The organism is Actinokineospora iranica, from assembly GCF_900101685.1.
GTDB lineage: Bacteria > Actinomycetota > Actinomycetes > Mycobacteriales > Pseudonocardiaceae > Actinokineospora > Actinokineospora iranica.
In genome coordinates this window covers 61915-77976 of record NZ_FMZZ01000007.1, presented here as the reverse complement: position 1 = coordinate 77976, position 16062 = coordinate 61915, and the positions used below count along the sequence as shown (strand labels likewise).

Below are 16062 nucleotides of genomic sequence, written 5' to 3'. Positions count from 1 at the left end.
TGGCTCTGCGGGAGCCTGCTCTCGTGGGTTGGCTCGATGGGTGGCTTCTAGGGGGGCGTGGCTGTGGGGTCTGCTGGGCGGGCACTGGTTCTGCCTGGCAGGAGGGCAGGTTCGCTGCTCGGTTCCGCCACCAGAAGCCTGGCAGGAGGGCAGGTGCCCTCCCCTACCCCACCGAGTACCCGGCAGCCGGGAGCCGGTTCGCAAGTGGCGGGTGTGTTGTTCCGCTCCCTCAGACACTGGGCAAGCCCTACACGCCTGGCAGGGGCGCGGACCTGACTGGCAAACCGAGGTACCGCCTTGGTGCCCCACGCCCGCCAAGTGCTGGATCGGGTGGAGTGGTTTCCTCGGGGGAGAAGGAAGATCGCCAAGCTGGCTCCGCACGTGTGCGGCCGAAGGCTTCCCACCCGTCTTTCACACGGCGATCTTCCTTCGTAGGGGCCCCGAAGAAACCACTCCACCCGATCCAGCCCCACCAACCACACGCCACCAACCAGCCCCCACCAGCCAGCCGCATCGCTACCCCGCCAGCACCTCCGCGCGCGTCCGACGCCAGGCGATGGCCAGGAAAGCGACCAAGCCGATCAGTGGAAGAGTGCTGAGCGACCAGTTCAAAGCCATCGGAGGGCCCGGAGGCTCCAAGGCGGTCAGGGTCAGCGCGCCTTCACCTGGGCCTTCTGGACCATCGAGGCGGAACCGGAACGTCCAATCGCCCTGTTCTTCCAAGGCGCGGATGTCCAAGCCCCACACTTCCAGTTTGCGGGGGTGGCGGACCAGGGGCCGTTTTCGCGACTCGGTGGACCGGGTGGCGGGGGTCATGGTGAGGGTGCCGGACTTGCCCTCGATGCCGCCGTCTGGGGCGAAGGTGAAGTCGAGGGACTGGATGGCCCGCAGTGGCCAGGTGCTGAAACCGACCGTGATCGGGTACGGGCCCGCCTGGACCTTCTCGGTGTGGACGATGTTGACCGGCTCGTAGGCCTGCGCGACCGGGGTGGCGGCGAGCAGTAGCCCGGCGACGGTGGCGAGCAGGGTGGCCTGCCTGCGCAGTCGGACGCGCATGGTCAGTTTCCTTCCGGTCGGGTGCGGTTGACCAGGCGCAGCATGTGGCCGAAGCGCCAGCCGAGGTGTCCGGCGAGCGCGCCGAGCAGGGCGCCTGCCACGGCGGTGGGGAGCAGGGTGCCGGGGCCGGGGGTGGGGTAGGTGTAGACGATCGAGTCTTGGATGCCCTGTAGGGCCGCGACCAGCGCGCCTGCCACCGCGCCCGCTGCCACCGGCAGCCAGCGGTTGCCGTGGGCGCGGGCCGCTTTGAGGATTGGTTCGATCAGCAGGGCGACCGCGATCAGCGCCATCGGCATCAGCGCGGGCATGACGGGGACGCCGTTGATGTAGTCGCGCACCGGCAACCCCACCGCGTCGGCGTAGGCGTAGGCGGCCCAGGGAGAGAACCACCAGGTCACGGCCTGGATGACGGCGAGCCAGCCGGCCATGATCACCGCGCCGCCTCGGGTGGGGCGGAATCCGGCGGCGGTCAGCAGGAGGATCACCACCAGCCAGGCCATCGCGGTGTGCACAGCGTCGACGGGGCCGCCGACGTCGGTCAGGCCCAGGACAGTGATGGTGACGTTCGCGGCGGTCAGGGCGATGGAGACGTCGGTGCCCACCCGGCCCCAGCGGTGTTCCGCCGCCGCGGCGAAGACCATGATCGTGCCGACCATGGTGACGATTCCGGACAGCAGCAGCCCGATGTGCGGGGGCGAGTCGATGACCGCGTCGAAGCCGTATACGCCGTGCCACCACAGGTCCCACATGCCGTAGAGCAGGAAGACGGCCGCGCCGACCCCCGAGATCAGGTAGCCGACCGGGGCGGTGAAGGTCCGGCCGAACACCCCGACCGACGCGCCGCCGACCGTGGGATCGAGCGGGCGACCCGCGCGGGCGGCCGCGGTCGCGCCGAGGACGGCGACGAGCGCGGCCAGGCCGCTGAGCGCGCTGCCCGCGTAGATGAACAGGTGCGGCAGGGTGAAGAACGTGTCCGGGCCGACGTCGGTGTGCCACTGCACGTCCCAGGTCAGCCCGACCAGGCCGAGCACGCTGCCCGCCAGCAGCGCCATGGCGGTGGGCATACCGCGCGCGGCCGTCCGCGGTGTCGCGGCGGCCCGGACGCCGTGCGCGCCCGGTGCGGTGAGATCCATCGTGCCTCCTGGGGAACGGGACTAGACGATCAGGCTGAAGACGGCGTGCTCGGTGGTCGAGGCGCGGCGGACGGCGACGGTGATTTCCCACGGCCCGGCCATCGGCAGGTCGGTCCGGTCGGCCCGGTACCGCCCCCCGCCCTCGGCGACGGCGGTGACCGGGGTCAGGGCGTGGCCCATGTCGACCATGACCGGTTCGACGGTGACCTCGTCGGCGGCGACCGGCCGCCCGTCGGTGTCGGTGAGTTCGACCAGGACGGAGTTGGCGCCGACGCGCGGGTCGGCCACGGTCAGCCGCACCGCGTAACTCGGCGTCCCGGCCCGCAGGTCGAGCGTCGCGTCGTCGCCGCCGAGCCGCCACACCCAGACCAGCGCGGCGATCACCACGGCGACGGTCACCGCGAGCACCGCCTTCCCGCGCGGCGTCACCGCTGCTCCCCGGCGGGCGGGACGTCGAGCATGACGGGCGCGGTCAGCACCCGGTAGTCGCGTTCGGCCTGGAACCACAGCCGGTAGCGCCCCGGTTCGGGGAAGGTGAAGGTGAACTCGACGCGCGGGTCGTAGGCGGCGACCGTCTCGTCGGGCTGTCCCCCGGTGGCGCCGGGCGTGGTCGGGGTCATGGCGTGCACGTGCGCCCACACGGTCTCGGCGGGCGACGGGCCGAGCACGATCAGGTGCCCGCGCATCCCGAGCCACGGTTGCAGGTCCGCGGGCCCGCCGAAGTCGACCGTCAGCGTGGCGGGTCGCCCCACCCGCACGGCCCCGACCGTCACCCGAGCCGTCCGCCCGCCCCCGACGGGAACGTCAGCGCCAGGACCACCGACCGACACCGAACCTCCAGGAACATCCGATCCACCGCCGCGAACCGCGGGGGACTCCAGTGGGGCCCGCGGGCCGGGACCGTCCTCGGCGCCCACCAGCACCGCGGGCGGCTCCGCCGAGGCCGGGCCGGTGACCTCGATCGCGGCGCGGACCAGTTGCACACCCCCGCCGAGCCGCGCGACCTCGGCTGCCATGGCGTGCCTGCCGCCCTCGTTCGGGACGAACCGGACCCGGTAGTCGCCCGCGGCGGCGCGCACCGGGTGCAGGTGGGCGAGGTGGCCGCCGGGGCTCACCACCGCGAGGTGCACCAGGGCGTTGTGGTGCACCAGGAAGTCGTCCGCGACCCGGCCCGTCGCGCTGTCGGTGAACCGCAGGGCCACCTCCACCGGCTGCCCCGCCGCGGCCGGTCCGATCGGCCGCGCCGCGAGGTTCACCGCGGGCCGGGAGGCCTCCACGGTGGACACTCCGATGGTCGGCGACAGCAGCGCCGCGGTCAGAGCCACCGACAGCGCCACCACCACACCCGCCACCGGCACCAGGGTCAACCGGCTGCGCCGAGCCGCGAGCAGCAGCGCCACCAGCAGGAACCCGCCCGCCGCGACGAACCCGCCGTAGGCCGCGCTCTCCCAGGCGAGCGTGACCCGCTGCGGCACGGTGAACGGGACCCGGGCGACGTGCGCGCCATCGCTGAGTTCGAGTTCCCAGGCGCCGAAGCGGTCGACGCGCAGGGTCGCGCTGTGCGGGCCGGGGTCGGCGGCCAAGGCAAGCGTGGTCTCGCTGACCGGCGACGCGCCCGGCGGGATCAGCCGCAGCCGCAGCGTCCCGGCTGGGCCGCCCGCGTGGGTGATCACATCGACGCGCACCGGCGCGGGCGCGCCGTCGGCGCGGCGGACCACGACGGTGAGTTCGCGGTCGCCGAGGGTCTGGGCGATGTGCAGGTCGGCGCCGATCGGGCCGCCGTCGGCGTGCGCGGTCGACGGCATGGCCAGCGTCAGCGCCAGCACAAGCACCGCGATCAGTCGAGCCCCACTCCGCACGACCGGGACGCTACCGAGGGACGGGACTGAGATCGTCATGACAAGAGGGGACTCCGACGTCCCCCGTCCGGGGGACGCTGCCCTTAAGGCTGGTGGACCAGGCCGTGTCGGTGGGCGTAGACGACCGCGTGCACGCGGTCGCGCAGGCCGAGCTTGGCCAGGACGCGGGAGACGTGCGTCTTCACCGTCTCCTCGCCGATGTTCAACTCGGCGGCGATCTCGGCGTTGCTCAACGCGTCCGCCAACAGCAGCAGCACCTCCCGTTCCCGCGAGGTCAGCTTGTCGTGCTCGCTCGCCGATGGCCACAGGGTGGCGGTGAACCGGGAGACGAGGCGTCGGGTCACCGAGGGGTCGATCAGCGCGTCGCCGCGGGCCGCGATGCGGATCGCGGAGATCATCTCCTCCGGCGGCAGGCTCTTGAGCAGGAAGCCGCTCGCGCCTGCCCGCAGCGCCCGGTAGACGTATTCGTCCAGGTCGAAGGTGGTGAGCACGAGAACCTTGGTCCGGTTGTCGGTCGCGGCCATGATCTCCTCGGTGGCGGCGAGCCCGTCCAGCCGCGGCATCCGGATGTCCACCACGGCCACGTCCGGCCGCAGCCGGGCGATCTCGCGGACGGCGGCGGCCCCGTCGCCCACCTCGGCGACGCAGTCGAGGTCGGCCTGGGTGTCGAGGATCGCACGCATACCCGAGCGGAACATGGCGTGGTCGTCGGCGAGCAGGACGCTCAGGACCATCAGCTCTCCCGGTTTTCCAGCGGCACGGTAACCCGCACGGTCCAGCGCAGACCGTCCGGCGTGGGCCCGCAGTCGACCTCGCCGCCGAAGAGCGCGGCGCGCTGCCGGATGCCCGCCAGGCCGCGCCGCCCGCCCCCGGTCGGGGCCTGGCCGTCCGCGGTGTCGTTGGTGACGGTGAGGACGACGTCCCCCGGACGCCTGCGCACGACGACCTCGGCGCTCCCGCCGCCGTGGCGGAGCGCGTTGGTCAACGCCTCCTGCACGACCCGGTAGAGCGCGACGTCCACCGACGGCGGCACGTCCCCGATCGGCCCCGCGGTGACCACCCGCGTCGACAGCCCGGCGGCGCGGATGCCCGCCACCAGGTCGTCCAGGTCGTCGAGCCCCGGTTGGCGGACCGCGCCGTCGTCGCCGCGCTGGAGCAGGTCGAGCAGTCGGCGCAGGTCGACCATCGCCGACCGGCTCGCGGTCTCGACCGCGGACAGCGACCGCCGCACGGTGCTCTCCGGAACCACCGGACCCGCGTTCACCGGCACCGTGCTATCGCTCAACGCCAGCCGCGCCGCGCCCGCGTGGACGCCGATAGCGCTGACATGGTGCGAGATGACATCGTGCAGATCCCGCGCGATGGCGGTGCGCTCCTCGGCGACCGCCCGGCTGATGGCGGCGCGTTCCTCCGCGCGCCTGCGGCTCTCCCGCTGCTCAAGCTCGGCGAGATGTCCCCGCCGGGTGGTGGTGTTGCGCCCAACGAGCCAGGGCAGCAGCGCGGACGCGAGCACGTCCAAGGCGATCATCCGCCAGTCGGTGAGCAGGTAGCGCCCGGGTTGCAGCAACCGCCCGCCGACCACCCCGGCTGCCAGGGCGGCCATCGCCACGGTGGACTCCCACCGCCCAGACCACGCCCCCACCCGATACCCGGCGACCAGCAGCCCGGCCTCGTTGCTCCCCCGGTACGGCCCGACCCCGCTGAGCAGCGCGGGCCCGACCACCTGCAGCACGGCGTGCCCGACGGCCACCACCCCGGAAAGCCGCGCGGGCGCGGCCAACGCCAGGTCGACCAGCACCGTGAGCGCCACCGCCACCCACCCCACCGGCGCCGACCACAGCCCCGGGCACAACACGACCAACACGCCGACATCGGCGACGGCGCAAAACCCGGCCACCGCCAGAGACTGCCGCCGCAGCACCACCGCCGTGTCCAACACCCCGCCAGCTTGACACGGCCCGCGTTCAGTCAAGCCACCCCGCCCCACCTCAAACCCGACCGCCTCCGGCATCCGGCACTTATCGGTGAGAGGCACTGAAGGTCCACAACCGCACGACCACCCGGCACCACGACCGCCGAGAACCCCACGACGAGCAGGTGTTCGGCTTCATCTGGGGTGAGAAGGCGCTGAACAAAGCTCACCCGGCGATCACTCCACTACCGGTGGCTGCCGCGGCGACCGCCAGCAGCAGGTCCTCTCGCCCGGGAGCGGCGATGAGTTGCAAACCGACCGGGACGCCGTCGGACAGTCCGGCGGGGACGCTGACCGCGGGGTGGCCGCTGAGGTTGACGGCCCAGGTCAACGCGACCGACAGATGCTCCCCCGGCCCGTCATGGCCATGCGGCGGCCGAGGCGTGGTCGGTGTGACCACCAGGTCGACCGCATCGAACACCGCCGAGAGCACGGCGTCGTTGCGGGCGCGGACGGCCTTGGCCTCGGTGTGGTCCGCGGCCGGGTCCCGCAGCGCCCGCCAAGCCGCGCCGGGATCGCGCAGCCGAACATCGAGGTCGCCCCAGACGATCCCCGCGCCCGCGGTGAGCCGATCCGCGGCACTACGAGCGACGGCGACGATTCTCGCGTCCGCCTCGCACAGACCAAGATCAGCCGACCACGCCGCGGCAACCGGCAACGCACACCCGGGCGGACCACTCTGGTCGACAGGTGGCCAGGTGGCATGGAGGGTCCTGCCCAGGTAGGCGGCGGCGTCGGCGGCCGAACGGGCCAGGGGACCGGGCACCCGGCCGCGGCCGGTGGGTTTGAGGCCGACGACACCGCACCAGGCCGCCGGGACGCGGATCGAGCCCGCGCCGTCGGTGCCGGTGGCCAGGGGGACGATCCCCGCCGCGACGGCCGCCGCCGAACCCGCGGACGATCCGCCCGGGGACAGGTCCGGGCGCCAGGGGTTGCTGGTGGGGCCGCGGTCGGTGTGGCCCCAGGTCTGCCAGTCGGTGCCGCGCGGCACGGACGTGGCGCCGATCGGGACGCATCCCGCCGCGCGCAGCCGTCGGATCTGCGGGCTGTCCGGCCATTCCCACGCTTTCACCCCGAGCGGGACCCCGGCCAACGGCAGCCGCCGCCCCGCTGTGATAGCCCTGTCCACCGCGACTGCTTCGGCCAGGGCCTGGTCGGGCCAGTGGTCGCGGAAGGCGCGCAACCACCCGTCGACCTCGGCGAGCCGGGCAAGGGCGGCCCGGACCACATCCACCGCGGCCAGTTCCCGGGTGTTGACCAGTTCCGCGATCCGCCGCGCGCTCAGGCCCAGGTACGTCGCCTGGTCGACCACCCGGTTATCGCCGCCGTCTGAGATCACCGGGCGACGAGCGCCCGATCACCACAACCGCTCGCCGTGGGCCACGGCGCCCGCGACGGCGGTCGCGACCACCTCGATATCGCCGATCGCGCCCGGGGGCGTGGTGGTCGGGTCCGCGGCGAGGACGGCGAAGTCGGCGTGTTTGCCCGCGGTGATGCTGCCGAGGGAGTCCTCAAGGCGGCAGGCGCGGGCGGCGTCGATGGTGAAGGCGCGCAAGGCTTCCAGCACGGTGACCGCCTCGTCGGGGCCGACTGGGCGGCCGGTGGCGGTGCGGCGCTCGACCATGAACTGGATCGAGCGCAGTGGCGCGCCAGTGGTGACCGGGCGGTCCGAGCTGCCCGCGAGCGCGACGCCGTGGTCGAGGAAGCCGCGGCCCCGGTAAAGCCAGTCCGCGCGCTCCGGGCCCATGATGTCGGCGTAGTCGTCTCCGAGGTACCACAGGAAATTGGGCTGGATGACGGCGGTGAGCCCGAGCGCGGCGAACCGGGCCAGTTGGTCGGGGCGGACCAGGCCCGCGTGCTCGATCCGGTGCCGGGGCGCTGGGCGTGGGTGGGCGCGCTGCGCGTCGGCGATGGCGTCAAGGGCCAGGTCGACGGCGCGGTCGCCGATGGCGTGCACCGCGAGCTGCCACCCGGCGCGGTGGCCGTCGGTGATGAGCCTGCGCAGCTCGTCGGCGTCGGCGTAGAGCTGTCCACTGTGGCCGGAGCCGATGTAGGGGGCGGTGAGCGCGGCGGTGCGGGCCATCATGCCGCCGTCGGTGAACACCTTGAGCGCGCCGATGCCGACGCGGTCGCCGCCGAAGCCGGTGCGCAGCCCCAGATCCATGGCGCGCGGCGTGTCATCGGTCGGGTGCGCGCCGAGGTCGCGCAGCAGGCTCGCGGCGACCATCACCTGGACCCGGATCGGCAGCAGCCCGGTGTCGAGGGCGTGCTGGTACGCGGCGAGTTCGATCGGGCTGTGGGTGATCAGCCCGCCGCCGATGCCCGCTTCGGCGACCGTGGTCACCCCCTCGGACAGGCAGGTGCGCGCCGCCCGGGTGATCGCGGCGGACACCTCGGCCACCGAGTAGGGCTGCCGCAGGTCCCGGACGGCGGCCATGCCGCCCTCGGTGAGCACGCCGTCGTCGTGGGTGACGCCGAGCGGCAACAGGGCGGTGACCGCGGTGTTGACCACGCACGCGTGCCCGGAGTCGTGGACCACGAACACCTTCCGCCCACCACTCACCGCGTCGAGTTCGCCCGCGGTGAGGTGTCTGCCCAGTGCCCGCTGGTCGTAGCCGACGATGTCGACCCACTCCCCCACCGGCGCCGCGGCGGCGGCCCGCTCGATCACCGCCAACACGTGGTCGACCCGCTCACACGGCGCGACACTCACCCCACCCTCGCGCATCCCGGCCCACGCCAGGTGCACATGGGCGTCGACGAACCCGGGCAGCACCGTCGCCCCGCCCAGGCTCACTTCCCGCCGCGCGGGCAAGTCCGCCACCTCGTCGTCAACCCCGACCACCCGACCCCGCCACACCCCGACCTCGCGCGCGACGGGATGGGCGGGGTCCATGGTGTGAATGGTCGCGTCGACCAGCCGCAAGTCCAGCACAGTCCCAACTTAGACCGTGCCCCACCAGGTGTTGAGTGACCGCGACGGCCTTGAGCCGCGGTGGCGGAGTCCCGATGCCCAAAGTTCGCTCCGCACACCGCCCCGCTATGGACGCAAGGCAAGCACCGCGACCTGCGCAGGCCCGGCCAACGCCCGACAACGCGATCTCCCGGCTGCCCCCGTCGACAACGGCGACGACGCCCTGGCCGAACTCGGGGTCCTGATCGCTTCGACGACGACCTGGCCGCCGAGGCCACAACTGTCCAACCGGATACACGGCCTGCTCACCGGCATCCACCCCGCACTCGAACGCGTCCTCGGTCCCCGCGTCACCCACACCGCGGTGCTGGAGATCCTGTCCCGCCGCGGCGGTCCCGCAAGCATCCGCAAGGCCGGACGGCGCGGTCGCCACCCACACGCGCCCCGCATGGGTGACAACCTGGTCGACCAGATCTTGACCGCCCTGGATGGACAAACCGTGACCGCCCCGGGCACCACGGCGGCCGACACGGTCCGGCCCAGACTCACCGACAGCCCCAAAACGCGGCTCCAGCAACGGAAAGCGGTGGCCGACGAGATCGAAGGGATGCTCGATGCGCCCTCTGGCTCCGGTCCTGACCTCCATCCCCCGACATCGGGGGCAAGCACTCCCGCCCCTGCGGCGGCCTGACAACCGCATAGGGGCACCCCCCTCACTTTTGACCTGCTTCATCCGGCTCGCCACGGCGGTCACGCGACTGCGGCGGCGACCTCGGTTTTCCTGGTGACTGTCGCCGTCACCACGGCCACCGGGAGCAGCGCCGCGTGCGGTAGGTATTGCACGAGCGACAACACGACCACCACCGCCGGGGCGGTGAGACCGAACGCCCAGGCTCCAACCCGCGTCAGCCTTGCGGAGGCGTGGGCGTCCCGGGCGCAGCAGGCTAACGCGAGCAAGGCCCCGGCGAGACCCGCGGTCTCGACGGCGAACCCGATCTCACCCGGGTCGCCGAACCAGTAGGTGAGCACGTCGCCCGCGAACGCGACGGCGAACAGGCCGACGCACGCCCGGAACCACCGCGAGTCCAGGCGCAGGCAACGCAGTGCCAGCAAGGTGGTCAGGTAGACCAGGGCGACCATGCGGCCGTAGAAGTGGTACGCGTCCAGCCCTAGCCAGTCCGCAAAGGACAGCGCCGGTTCGGTCAGTGGGGACAGAAGCCGAACCAGGGGCGGCGCTTCCGATCCATTGTAGACAGCGGACTGGATAGGGGTGAGGATCACGGCGAGCACCGCGCCCGCCGTCGCCACGGTCCGGGACATGGCGGTCACGACCAGAAGGCGTCGACGGAGGCCTGGTCCCGGTTGTGGAACCAGACCCGCAGGACGCGGCCGTGGCGGATCTCCAGCAGGTGCAGGGTGGGATTGGCCAGCGGCGGTCTGCCCGGCCGCTCGGCACGGGTGATGGCGTACACGGCGGCGTGGTTGTCGCCACCGAGGATATCGATGACCTCGGTGTGGGCGCCGCCGGGAGCGATGGCGGCGGAAGCGGCCAGGAACTCGGCGAGGCCTGCCGTGCCGACGTAATCGCCCGCGGCGGGATGGTTTCCGGGCACGCGGAGCAGGACATCCGGTGCGACCAGACTCGCCACGGTGGCGGACTCATCCGCTTCGATGGCCGCGTAGAGGCGACGGACAAGGGACGCGTTCATGCTGTTCTCCCAAGGATTTCGGCTGTCGTGGAACAGAACACCGGCACGGCGGATCTGGTTGCGGCCGCGCCGTCGTGGAACACCGGCCTGCGGCTAGGGCTGCCTGGGGTTCGCGCACCGCCGAATGTCAGCGCGCCCGCTCAGGCCGTCACACGGCGAATGCCGCGGCGAACCCGAAACCTCAAGCGTCGCGCAGCAGGGCGTCGGCGCGGCGGGGCGCGATGCGGTGCAGGACAAGGAAAGTCTTCGCCCGGCCGATGTGGATCTCGGTGCGGGCGGCGCGCAGGCCTGCGAGCAGTTCGGCGGCAGCGGCGGCCGAAGTGATCTTCGCGGCGCCTCGGCCAGCGGTCATCGGCGTGTCGACCAGGGGCAGCATCGCCTCCACCACGGCCACCGTGGGGGCGTCGTGGTCGAGTTGATAGCGCAGGGCCTTGGTGAACGCGCGCAGTCCCGCCTTCGCGGCCGCGTACCCGGGGGCGCTGCGCTTGGGCGATACGGCCAAGGCCGTGGACACCGTCACCACCGCGGCGGCGGGCGCGGCGAGCAGGTGCGGCAGGGCGAGCGCGGTGAGCTTCATCGGCGCGATGAGGTCGGTCGCGATCTCGGCGTCGATGTCGACGAACAGCGGGCCGGGGTCGCGGCCGACCAGGTCGTAGGTGAGTTGCACGGCGGCGTTGTGCACCAGCAGCGACAGCCCGCCCAGCGCCTCGGTTGCGGTGTCCACGAGCCGGGCCAGGTCGCCCTCGCGGGCGAGGTCGGCGCGGATCGCATGTAGGCCGGGCATCTCCTCCGCTGTCTCGACCAGCCGGTCCGGGTCGCGGCCGCAGATAGCCACGGCGGCGCCTTCCGCCAGGAGTTGGCGGGCCAGATCGCGGCCGACGCCGGAGGTGCCGCCGGTGACCAGGGCTTTCACGGAAGGGAAGTGCATCACCACTCCAAGGTATCACTCGTTAACGTAACGAGTGATAAGTTAACCCATGTTGTAGCCTTGTCAAGTGCCAGAGACCACCGAGAGACGCCGCCGGGCGCCCCGGGGCGAGGGCGGACGGCTGCGGGAGCAGATCGTCGACGCCGCCGCCCGCCTGCTCGCCGACACCGGTGACGAGGGCGCGGTCTCGATCCGCGCGGTCGCCGACGCCGTCGGGGTCACCCCGCCGTCGATCTACCGCCACTTCGAGGACAAGTCCGCCCTGCTGCAGGCCGTGCTCGACCGGCTGTTCGGCGACATGGAGGCCGCGTTGGCCGACGCGGCCGAACACGAGCCGAGCCCGGTGCGCAAAGTCCTCGCCCACGCCCGCGCCTACCTCGACTACGGGTTGCTCGAACCGGGCCGCTACAAGGTGCTCTACGAGGGCCGCGTCCTCCCCACACTGTCCACACCGGACACGACAGCACTGGACACGACCCCGGGCCGAACCGTTCTGACCGCATCGGTCGAGGCGCTGCGGGAAGCCATGCGCGCGGGCGAGACTCCCGATGCCGACCCGTGGCGGCTGGCCGTGGTCATCTGGCAGATCCTGCACGGCGTGGTGTCGATGCGGATCAACAAGCCGCGGTTTCCCTGGGCGCCTGCCTGGGAGGACGCGGAGTTCGCGATCCGGTCAGTCCTGCGCCTTTCCTGACGACCGGGAAGAGTGACTACGACCCGGGAGCCGACGGCGGACCGCTCACCGTCGACTCCCGGGCCACTCAGGAATCAGCAGGCTTAGTGGGCGTGCACCCCCACGACGGAGTGCGCCGAGACCGGCCCCTGCCGCGGGACGATCCGCGTCGACGCCGTGCCCAGACCACTGGGACCGCGCAGGCGCTGCGGCGTGGGCGGCGATCCGGCCGCGCCGGGGCTATCCGCGAAGTGCTTGCGCAGGTGCGGCTCGTCGTAGCGCAGGCAATCCTGGTGCCACACCAGGATTCCGGACATCCAGTTCTGCAACTCCTCGGCGTACCCGATCAGGGTGGTGCGGGCGTCGGTGTCCAGGTCGAAATCGTCGAACATCGCGGGCAGTTCGACGGCGACGGCGTGCTCGAACTGGCGCATCCGGCCTTCCATCAGATCGCCGACGATCTTCATCGCGATCTCGGGGCCGCAGTCGAAGAAGTTCTGCACGACCAGCACCATGTTGTGGATCTCGCCCTCGAACTGGATCTCCTTCTGGTAGGAGAACACGTCGTTGATCATCCAGCCGTAGTCGGTCGCGGCCAGTTCCAGCGACTGGACCGCCCGGCTGCGGTACACCTCGTCCGGCACCGACTTGCCATGCCCGATCCGGCACAGGCTCTTGGTCATGTCGGACCCGAAGGTCTTGCGGCGCATCTCGATGTAGTCGACCGGGTCGGGGATGCGGTTCTGGTACTGGTTTCCCAGCTCCCACAGCCAGCTCTCCGTCATGTCGTCCACTGCCCGGCGAAACGCCAGCCGCGCGTCCGGCGCCATCGGCCCCGCGGTCCGCTCCCACAGGTCCGCGAGCCCGCGCTCCAGCGCGTTCACCGGGACCGGGGTCGGCTCGCCGTCCAGCGGCATGAATTGGGACAGCCGCTCGGTGAGCGCCTTCGCACCGGCCATGTCCCCGGTCCGGCCGAACAACACCGGGTAGTAGTCGTCGCCGTAGGTGCCCCACACCAACCAGTGGGTGGACAGGTCCAGCGCCTCGAGGTCGGCGTCCGGGTGGATGCCCGACGAGCACAGCGCGAGGTCGTAGGCCCGCGTCTTCTCCTCGTCCCACAAGCCCGGCACCTCATCGATGATGCCCATCTTGTGCGACCACGACACCGCGTTCTCCCGCGACCGCTCCAGATGCGGGCTGAGCCGGGACTTGAACGGCATCCGCAGCGGCGGGTGCGACACGTGGCCCACCTGCTGGAACGGGACATGGGTGAACGACCGCGCCCGCTGCCGGTGCGTCATGGCCAGCGACCGCGCGATCCGCGCCGCCGAGGTGCCCAGGCCCTGCGGCCCGCCGAGCACGCCGGCGCCGGGCGCGCCGCCGTTGTTCATGTAGCGGCTGGACCGCATGTGCCACTCGTGACCCCCGGACTGCCAGTCCTGCAGCCCCTTCACATAGGCCAGCACGCCGAGCCGGGACGCCGGGTCGATGCCGTGCTCGTCCAGCAGCGGCGGCACCTCGGTGAGCGCGGTGTGCTCGAACTGGTGCAGCCGGGAGGTCAGCAGGTCGTTGACGGCCTCGGCCGCTTCCTGGGTGCCGATGTCGAGGAACTTCTCGAACACGAGCACGCCGTTGCTCAGCTCGCCCTCGTCCAGCACCTCGCGCTCGTAGGAGAACAGGTCGTTGCGCAGGTGCACGCCGTCGGCGAAGGTGTCGCGCAGGACGTGCATGGGGCGGCTGGACGCGATGGCCGCGGGCACCTCGGCGCCGACCGCGTGCTCGACCAGGTTCGCCGACCAGGGCGCGCCGCCCACCTTGCGGCGCATCTCGATGTACTCGATCGGGTTCGCCAGCCTGCCCTCGTTGATGTTCGCCAGTTCCCACAGCGACTCGTCCAGCAGGTTCTTCGTGCTCTCCACGAACCGCCGCCGCCAGTCCGCCGACATCGACGGCGTGGTGCGCGTCCACAGGTCGGCCAGCCCGCGCTCGACCGGGTTCGTGGGTGTCTCGGTGATCGCGCCGTCCACCGGCATGAACGCGCGCAGCCGGTCCAGGTACTCGCGGGCGGCCGCGATGTCGCGGGTGCGCTTGAACAGCTCCAGGAAATGGTCGTCGAAGTAGAACACCCAGACGTACCAGTCGGTGATCAGGTCCAGTTCGGGGCCGGGGGCGTCCGGGTGGGTGTAGGAGCACAGCAGGGCGTAGTCGTGGGAGTCCAGGTCGTCCTGGTCCCAGATGACCTTGCCGTTCTGCGGCACGTCGATCATGTCCATGTCCCTGGCCCACGCCCGGCTGTGCGCGCGGGCGCCCTCCAGGTTCGGGTTCAGCCTCGCCGGGTAGGGCATGTAGAACTCAGGCAGCTCGAAGGGCTGCGGCATCGCGCGCACCCGACCTTTCCTTAGTGGTACGGCCCGGACCGGGTGCAGAAAACCAGCGCGGACGGGCGCGGGCCAAGGCTCCTGCCGCGAATCCACCCGATCGGTACGACCAAGATCGTCGGCACCCACGCACAGTGGCGGCTGGTCATCCGACCTTTGGTCTGTACGCTCGGTCGGGATGCCCGAGCAGACCGCCGAGACCAGGATCAGCAGGCACGCCCGCGCCGCCGTGGCGGGTGTCTTCTTCACCAACGGCGCGCTGTTCGCCAACGCCGTCCCCCGGTTCCCCGAGATCAAGGCCTCCCTCGGCCTGACCAACACGGCCCTGGGCGCCGCGCTGGCCGCCTTCCCCCTCGGCGCGCTCATCGCGGGCCTGTTCGCCTCGGCGCTGATCAACCGCTTCCGCTCGGCCCGCGTCGCGGCCATGGGCATGGTCGCCCTCGCCGCGGCCCTGCTGCTCATCGCGACCGCGGCCGACTGGGCGATGTTCGCCGCGGCCATGTTCGTCGCGGGCGCCCTCGACTCGGTGGTGGACGTCGCCCAGAACACCCACGGCCTGCGGGTGCAGCGCCGCTACGGCCGCTCGATCGTCAACTCCTTCCACGGGCTCTGGAGCGTCGGCGCGGTGTGCGGGGGGCTCATGGGCTCCGCGGCCGCCGGGCTGTCGGTGCCTCTGCCCATCCACCTGCTCATCTCGTCGGCGCTGTTCAGCGCCGTCGCCATGACCTGCTACCGGTTCATGCTGCCCGGCGGCGAAGACGCCGAACGCGTCACCGAGGGCCAGGACACCGCCGGGGCGGACAGCCACAGTTCGGCACCGGCCACGCCGCGTCGGTTCCACTGGGCCGCGCTGCGCCTGCTGCTCGCCCTGGGCGTGCTGGCGGGCTGCGGCGCCATGGTCGAGGACGCGGGCGCGTCCTGGGGCGCGCTGTACCTCACCGGCTCGCTCGGCGCGGGCGCGGCCACCGCGGGCCTGGCATTCGTCGCGCTGCAGACCGCGATGACCGCGGGCCGCCTGCTGGGCGACCGGGCGGTGGACCGGTTCGGCCAGCGGCTCGTCGTCCGCACCGGCGGAGCCCTCACCGCGGTGGGCGTCGGCGCCGCGCTGGCCCTGCCGTCCGTCCCGACGACCCTCGTGGGCTTCGCCCTGGCGGGTCTGGGCGTGGCCACCCTCATCCCAGCCGCGATGCACACGGCGGACGAACTGCCGGGCCTGCCCGTCGGGGTCGGGCTGACGGTGGTGAGCTGGCTGCTCCGCATCGGCTTCCTGGCCTCCCCGCCGCTCATCGGCCTCATCGCCGACGCCACCAGCCTCCGCGTCGGCCTCGTCACCGTCGTCCTGGCAGGCCTGACCATCCTGGTGCTCGGCCGCGTCATGATCGACCACACGCCCACCCCACCCGAGACCACCCGCACCTGAACGCCCCTCTTCTTGGCATC

Annotated in this window: 14 protein-coding genes and 1 pseudogene; 3 read left to right on the top strand and 12 right to left on the bottom strand. The window is 72.2% G+C overall.

Annotated features, from left to right (window positions below; genetic code table 11):
* Positions 1-516: 516 nt before the first annotated feature.
* The 8 genes from BLS56_RS15880 to BLS56_RS15845 all read right to left on the bottom strand — a co-directional run bounded on the left by BLS56_RS15880 (position 517) and on the right by BLS56_RS15845 (position 8955).
* Positions 517-1056 (bottom strand): hypothetical protein, encoded by a 540-nt coding sequence (locus BLS56_RS15880; RefSeq protein WP_091451107.1) that lies wholly within the window; start codon positions 1054-1056, stop codon positions 517-519.
* A gap of 2 nt (positions 1057-1058) precedes the next feature.
* A complete protein-coding gene (locus tag BLS56_RS15875; RefSeq protein WP_091451104.1) occupies positions 1059-2189 on the bottom strand; it encodes a hypothetical protein in 1131 nt (376 codons plus the stop codon).
* Positions 2190-2210: 21 nt separating this feature from the next.
* On the bottom strand, positions 2211-2618 hold the full coding sequence (locus BLS56_RS15870; protein ID WP_228771671.1) for a FixH family protein: 408 nt from the start codon (positions 2616-2618) through the stop codon (positions 2211-2213).
* Positions 2615-4087, bottom strand: coding sequence for a hypothetical protein (locus tag BLS56_RS15865; protein WP_228771670.1), 1473 nt, complete (start codon positions 4085-4087; stop codon positions 2615-2617). The genes BLS56_RS15870 and BLS56_RS15865 overlap by 4 nt, the downstream gene beginning before the upstream one ends.
* 44 nt (positions 4088-4131) lie before the next feature.
* Positions 4132-4782 (bottom strand): response regulator, encoded by a 651-nt coding sequence (locus BLS56_RS15860; protein WP_091451099.1) that lies wholly within the window; start codon positions 4780-4782, stop codon positions 4132-4134.
* Complete coding sequence (locus BLS56_RS15855) at positions 4782-5987, bottom strand: sensor histidine kinase (RefSeq protein WP_228771669.1); 1206 nt, start codon at positions 5985-5987, stop codon at positions 4782-4784. The genes BLS56_RS15860 and BLS56_RS15855 overlap by 1 nt, the downstream gene beginning before the upstream one ends.
* A 199-nt stretch (positions 5988-6186) precedes the next feature.
* Entirely contained in the window at positions 6187-7359 is a 1173-nt protein-coding gene (locus BLS56_RS15850) for an amidase family protein (protein ID WP_194957327.1), read from the bottom strand.
* Positions 7360-7377: 18 nt separating this feature from the next.
* Positions 7378-8955, bottom strand: coding sequence for an amidohydrolase (locus tag BLS56_RS15845; protein ID WP_091451092.1), 1578 nt, complete (start codon positions 8953-8955; stop codon positions 7378-7380).
* Between the two features lie 181 nt (positions 8956-9136).
* Here BLS56_RS15845 and BLS56_RS15840 point away from each other — a divergent pair.
* Positions 9137-9584: pseudogene (locus BLS56_RS15840) on the top strand (IS110 family transposase); the annotation flags it as partial.
* A gap of 100 nt (positions 9585-9684) precedes the next feature.
* On the opposite strand, the gene BLS56_RS15835 reads toward BLS56_RS15840, so the two are convergent.
* The 3 genes from BLS56_RS15835 to BLS56_RS15825 all read right to left on the bottom strand — a co-directional run bounded on the left by BLS56_RS15835 (position 9685) and on the right by BLS56_RS15825 (position 11571).
* Positions 9685-10263 (bottom strand): hypothetical protein, encoded by a 579-nt coding sequence (locus BLS56_RS15835; protein WP_091451089.1) that lies wholly within the window; start codon positions 10261-10263, stop codon positions 9685-9687.
* Positions 10260-10643, bottom strand: coding sequence for a nuclear transport factor 2 family protein (locus BLS56_RS15830; protein WP_091451086.1), 384 nt, complete (start codon positions 10641-10643; stop codon positions 10260-10262). The genes BLS56_RS15835 and BLS56_RS15830 overlap by 4 nt, the downstream gene beginning before the upstream one ends.
* A 181-nt stretch (positions 10644-10824) precedes the next feature.
* Complete coding sequence (locus tag BLS56_RS15825) at positions 10825-11571, bottom strand: SDR family NAD(P)-dependent oxidoreductase (RefSeq protein WP_139190725.1); 747 nt, start codon at positions 11569-11571, stop codon at positions 10825-10827.
* 67 nt (positions 11572-11638) lie between these two features.
* On the opposite strand from BLS56_RS15825, the gene BLS56_RS15820 reads away from it, so the two are divergent.
* Positions 11639-12265, top strand: coding sequence for a TetR/AcrR family transcriptional regulator (locus BLS56_RS15820; RefSeq protein WP_091451080.1), 627 nt, complete (start codon positions 11639-11641; stop codon positions 12263-12265).
* Between the two features lie 83 nt (positions 12266-12348).
* Here the strand turns inward: BLS56_RS15820 and BLS56_RS15815 are convergent, their stop codons facing one another.
* Positions 12349-14622 carry a family 2 encapsulin nanocompartment cargo protein terpene cyclase gene (locus BLS56_RS15815; protein WP_091451634.1) on the bottom strand — a complete coding sequence of 758 codons (2274 nt, stop codon included), beginning with the start codon at positions 14620-14622 and terminating at the stop codon, positions 12349-12351.
* A 178-nt stretch (positions 14623-14800) separates the two neighbouring features.
* On the opposite strand from BLS56_RS15815, the gene BLS56_RS15810 reads away from it, so the two are divergent.
* Complete coding sequence (locus BLS56_RS15810) at positions 14801-16042, top strand: MFS transporter (RefSeq protein ID WP_091451076.1); 1242 nt, start codon at positions 14801-14803, stop codon at positions 16040-16042.
* Positions 16043-16062 lie beyond the last annotated feature (20 nt).

What these genes read in the sequence shown, in the direction of transcription:
- BLS56_RS15880 (WP_091451107.1), bottom strand. Translation starts at nt 1,056, where the DNA reads ATGCGCGTCCGACTGCGCAGGCAGGCCACCCTGCTCGCCACCGTCGCC.
- BLS56_RS15875 (WP_091451104.1), bottom strand. Translation starts at nt 2,189, where the DNA reads ATGGATCTCACCGCACCGGGCGCGCACGGCGTCCGGGCCGCCGCGACA.
- BLS56_RS15865 (WP_228771670.1), bottom strand. Translation starts at nt 4,087, where the DNA reads ATGACGATCTCAGTCCCGTCCCTCGGTAGCGTCCCGGTCGTGCGGAGT.
- BLS56_RS15860 (WP_091451099.1), bottom strand. Translation starts at nt 4,782, where the DNA reads ATGGTCCTGAGCGTCCTGCTCGCCGACGACCACGCCATGTTCCGCTCG.
- BLS56_RS15830 (WP_091451086.1), bottom strand. Translation starts at nt 10,643, where the DNA reads ATGAACGCGTCCCTTGTCCGTCGCCTCTACGCGGCCATCGAAGCGGAT.
- BLS56_RS15825 (WP_139190725.1), bottom strand. Translation starts at nt 11,571, where the DNA reads ATGCACTTCCCTTCCGTGAAAGCCCTGGTCACCGGCGGCACCTCCGGC.
- BLS56_RS15815 (WP_091451634.1), bottom strand. Translation starts at nt 14,622, where the DNA reads ATGCCGCAGCCCTTCGAGCTGCCTGAGTTCTACATGCCCTACCCGGCG.
- BLS56_RS15810 (WP_091451076.1), top strand. Translation starts at nt 14,801, where the DNA reads ATGCCCGAGCAGACCGCCGAGACCAGGATCAGCAGGCACGCCCGCGCC.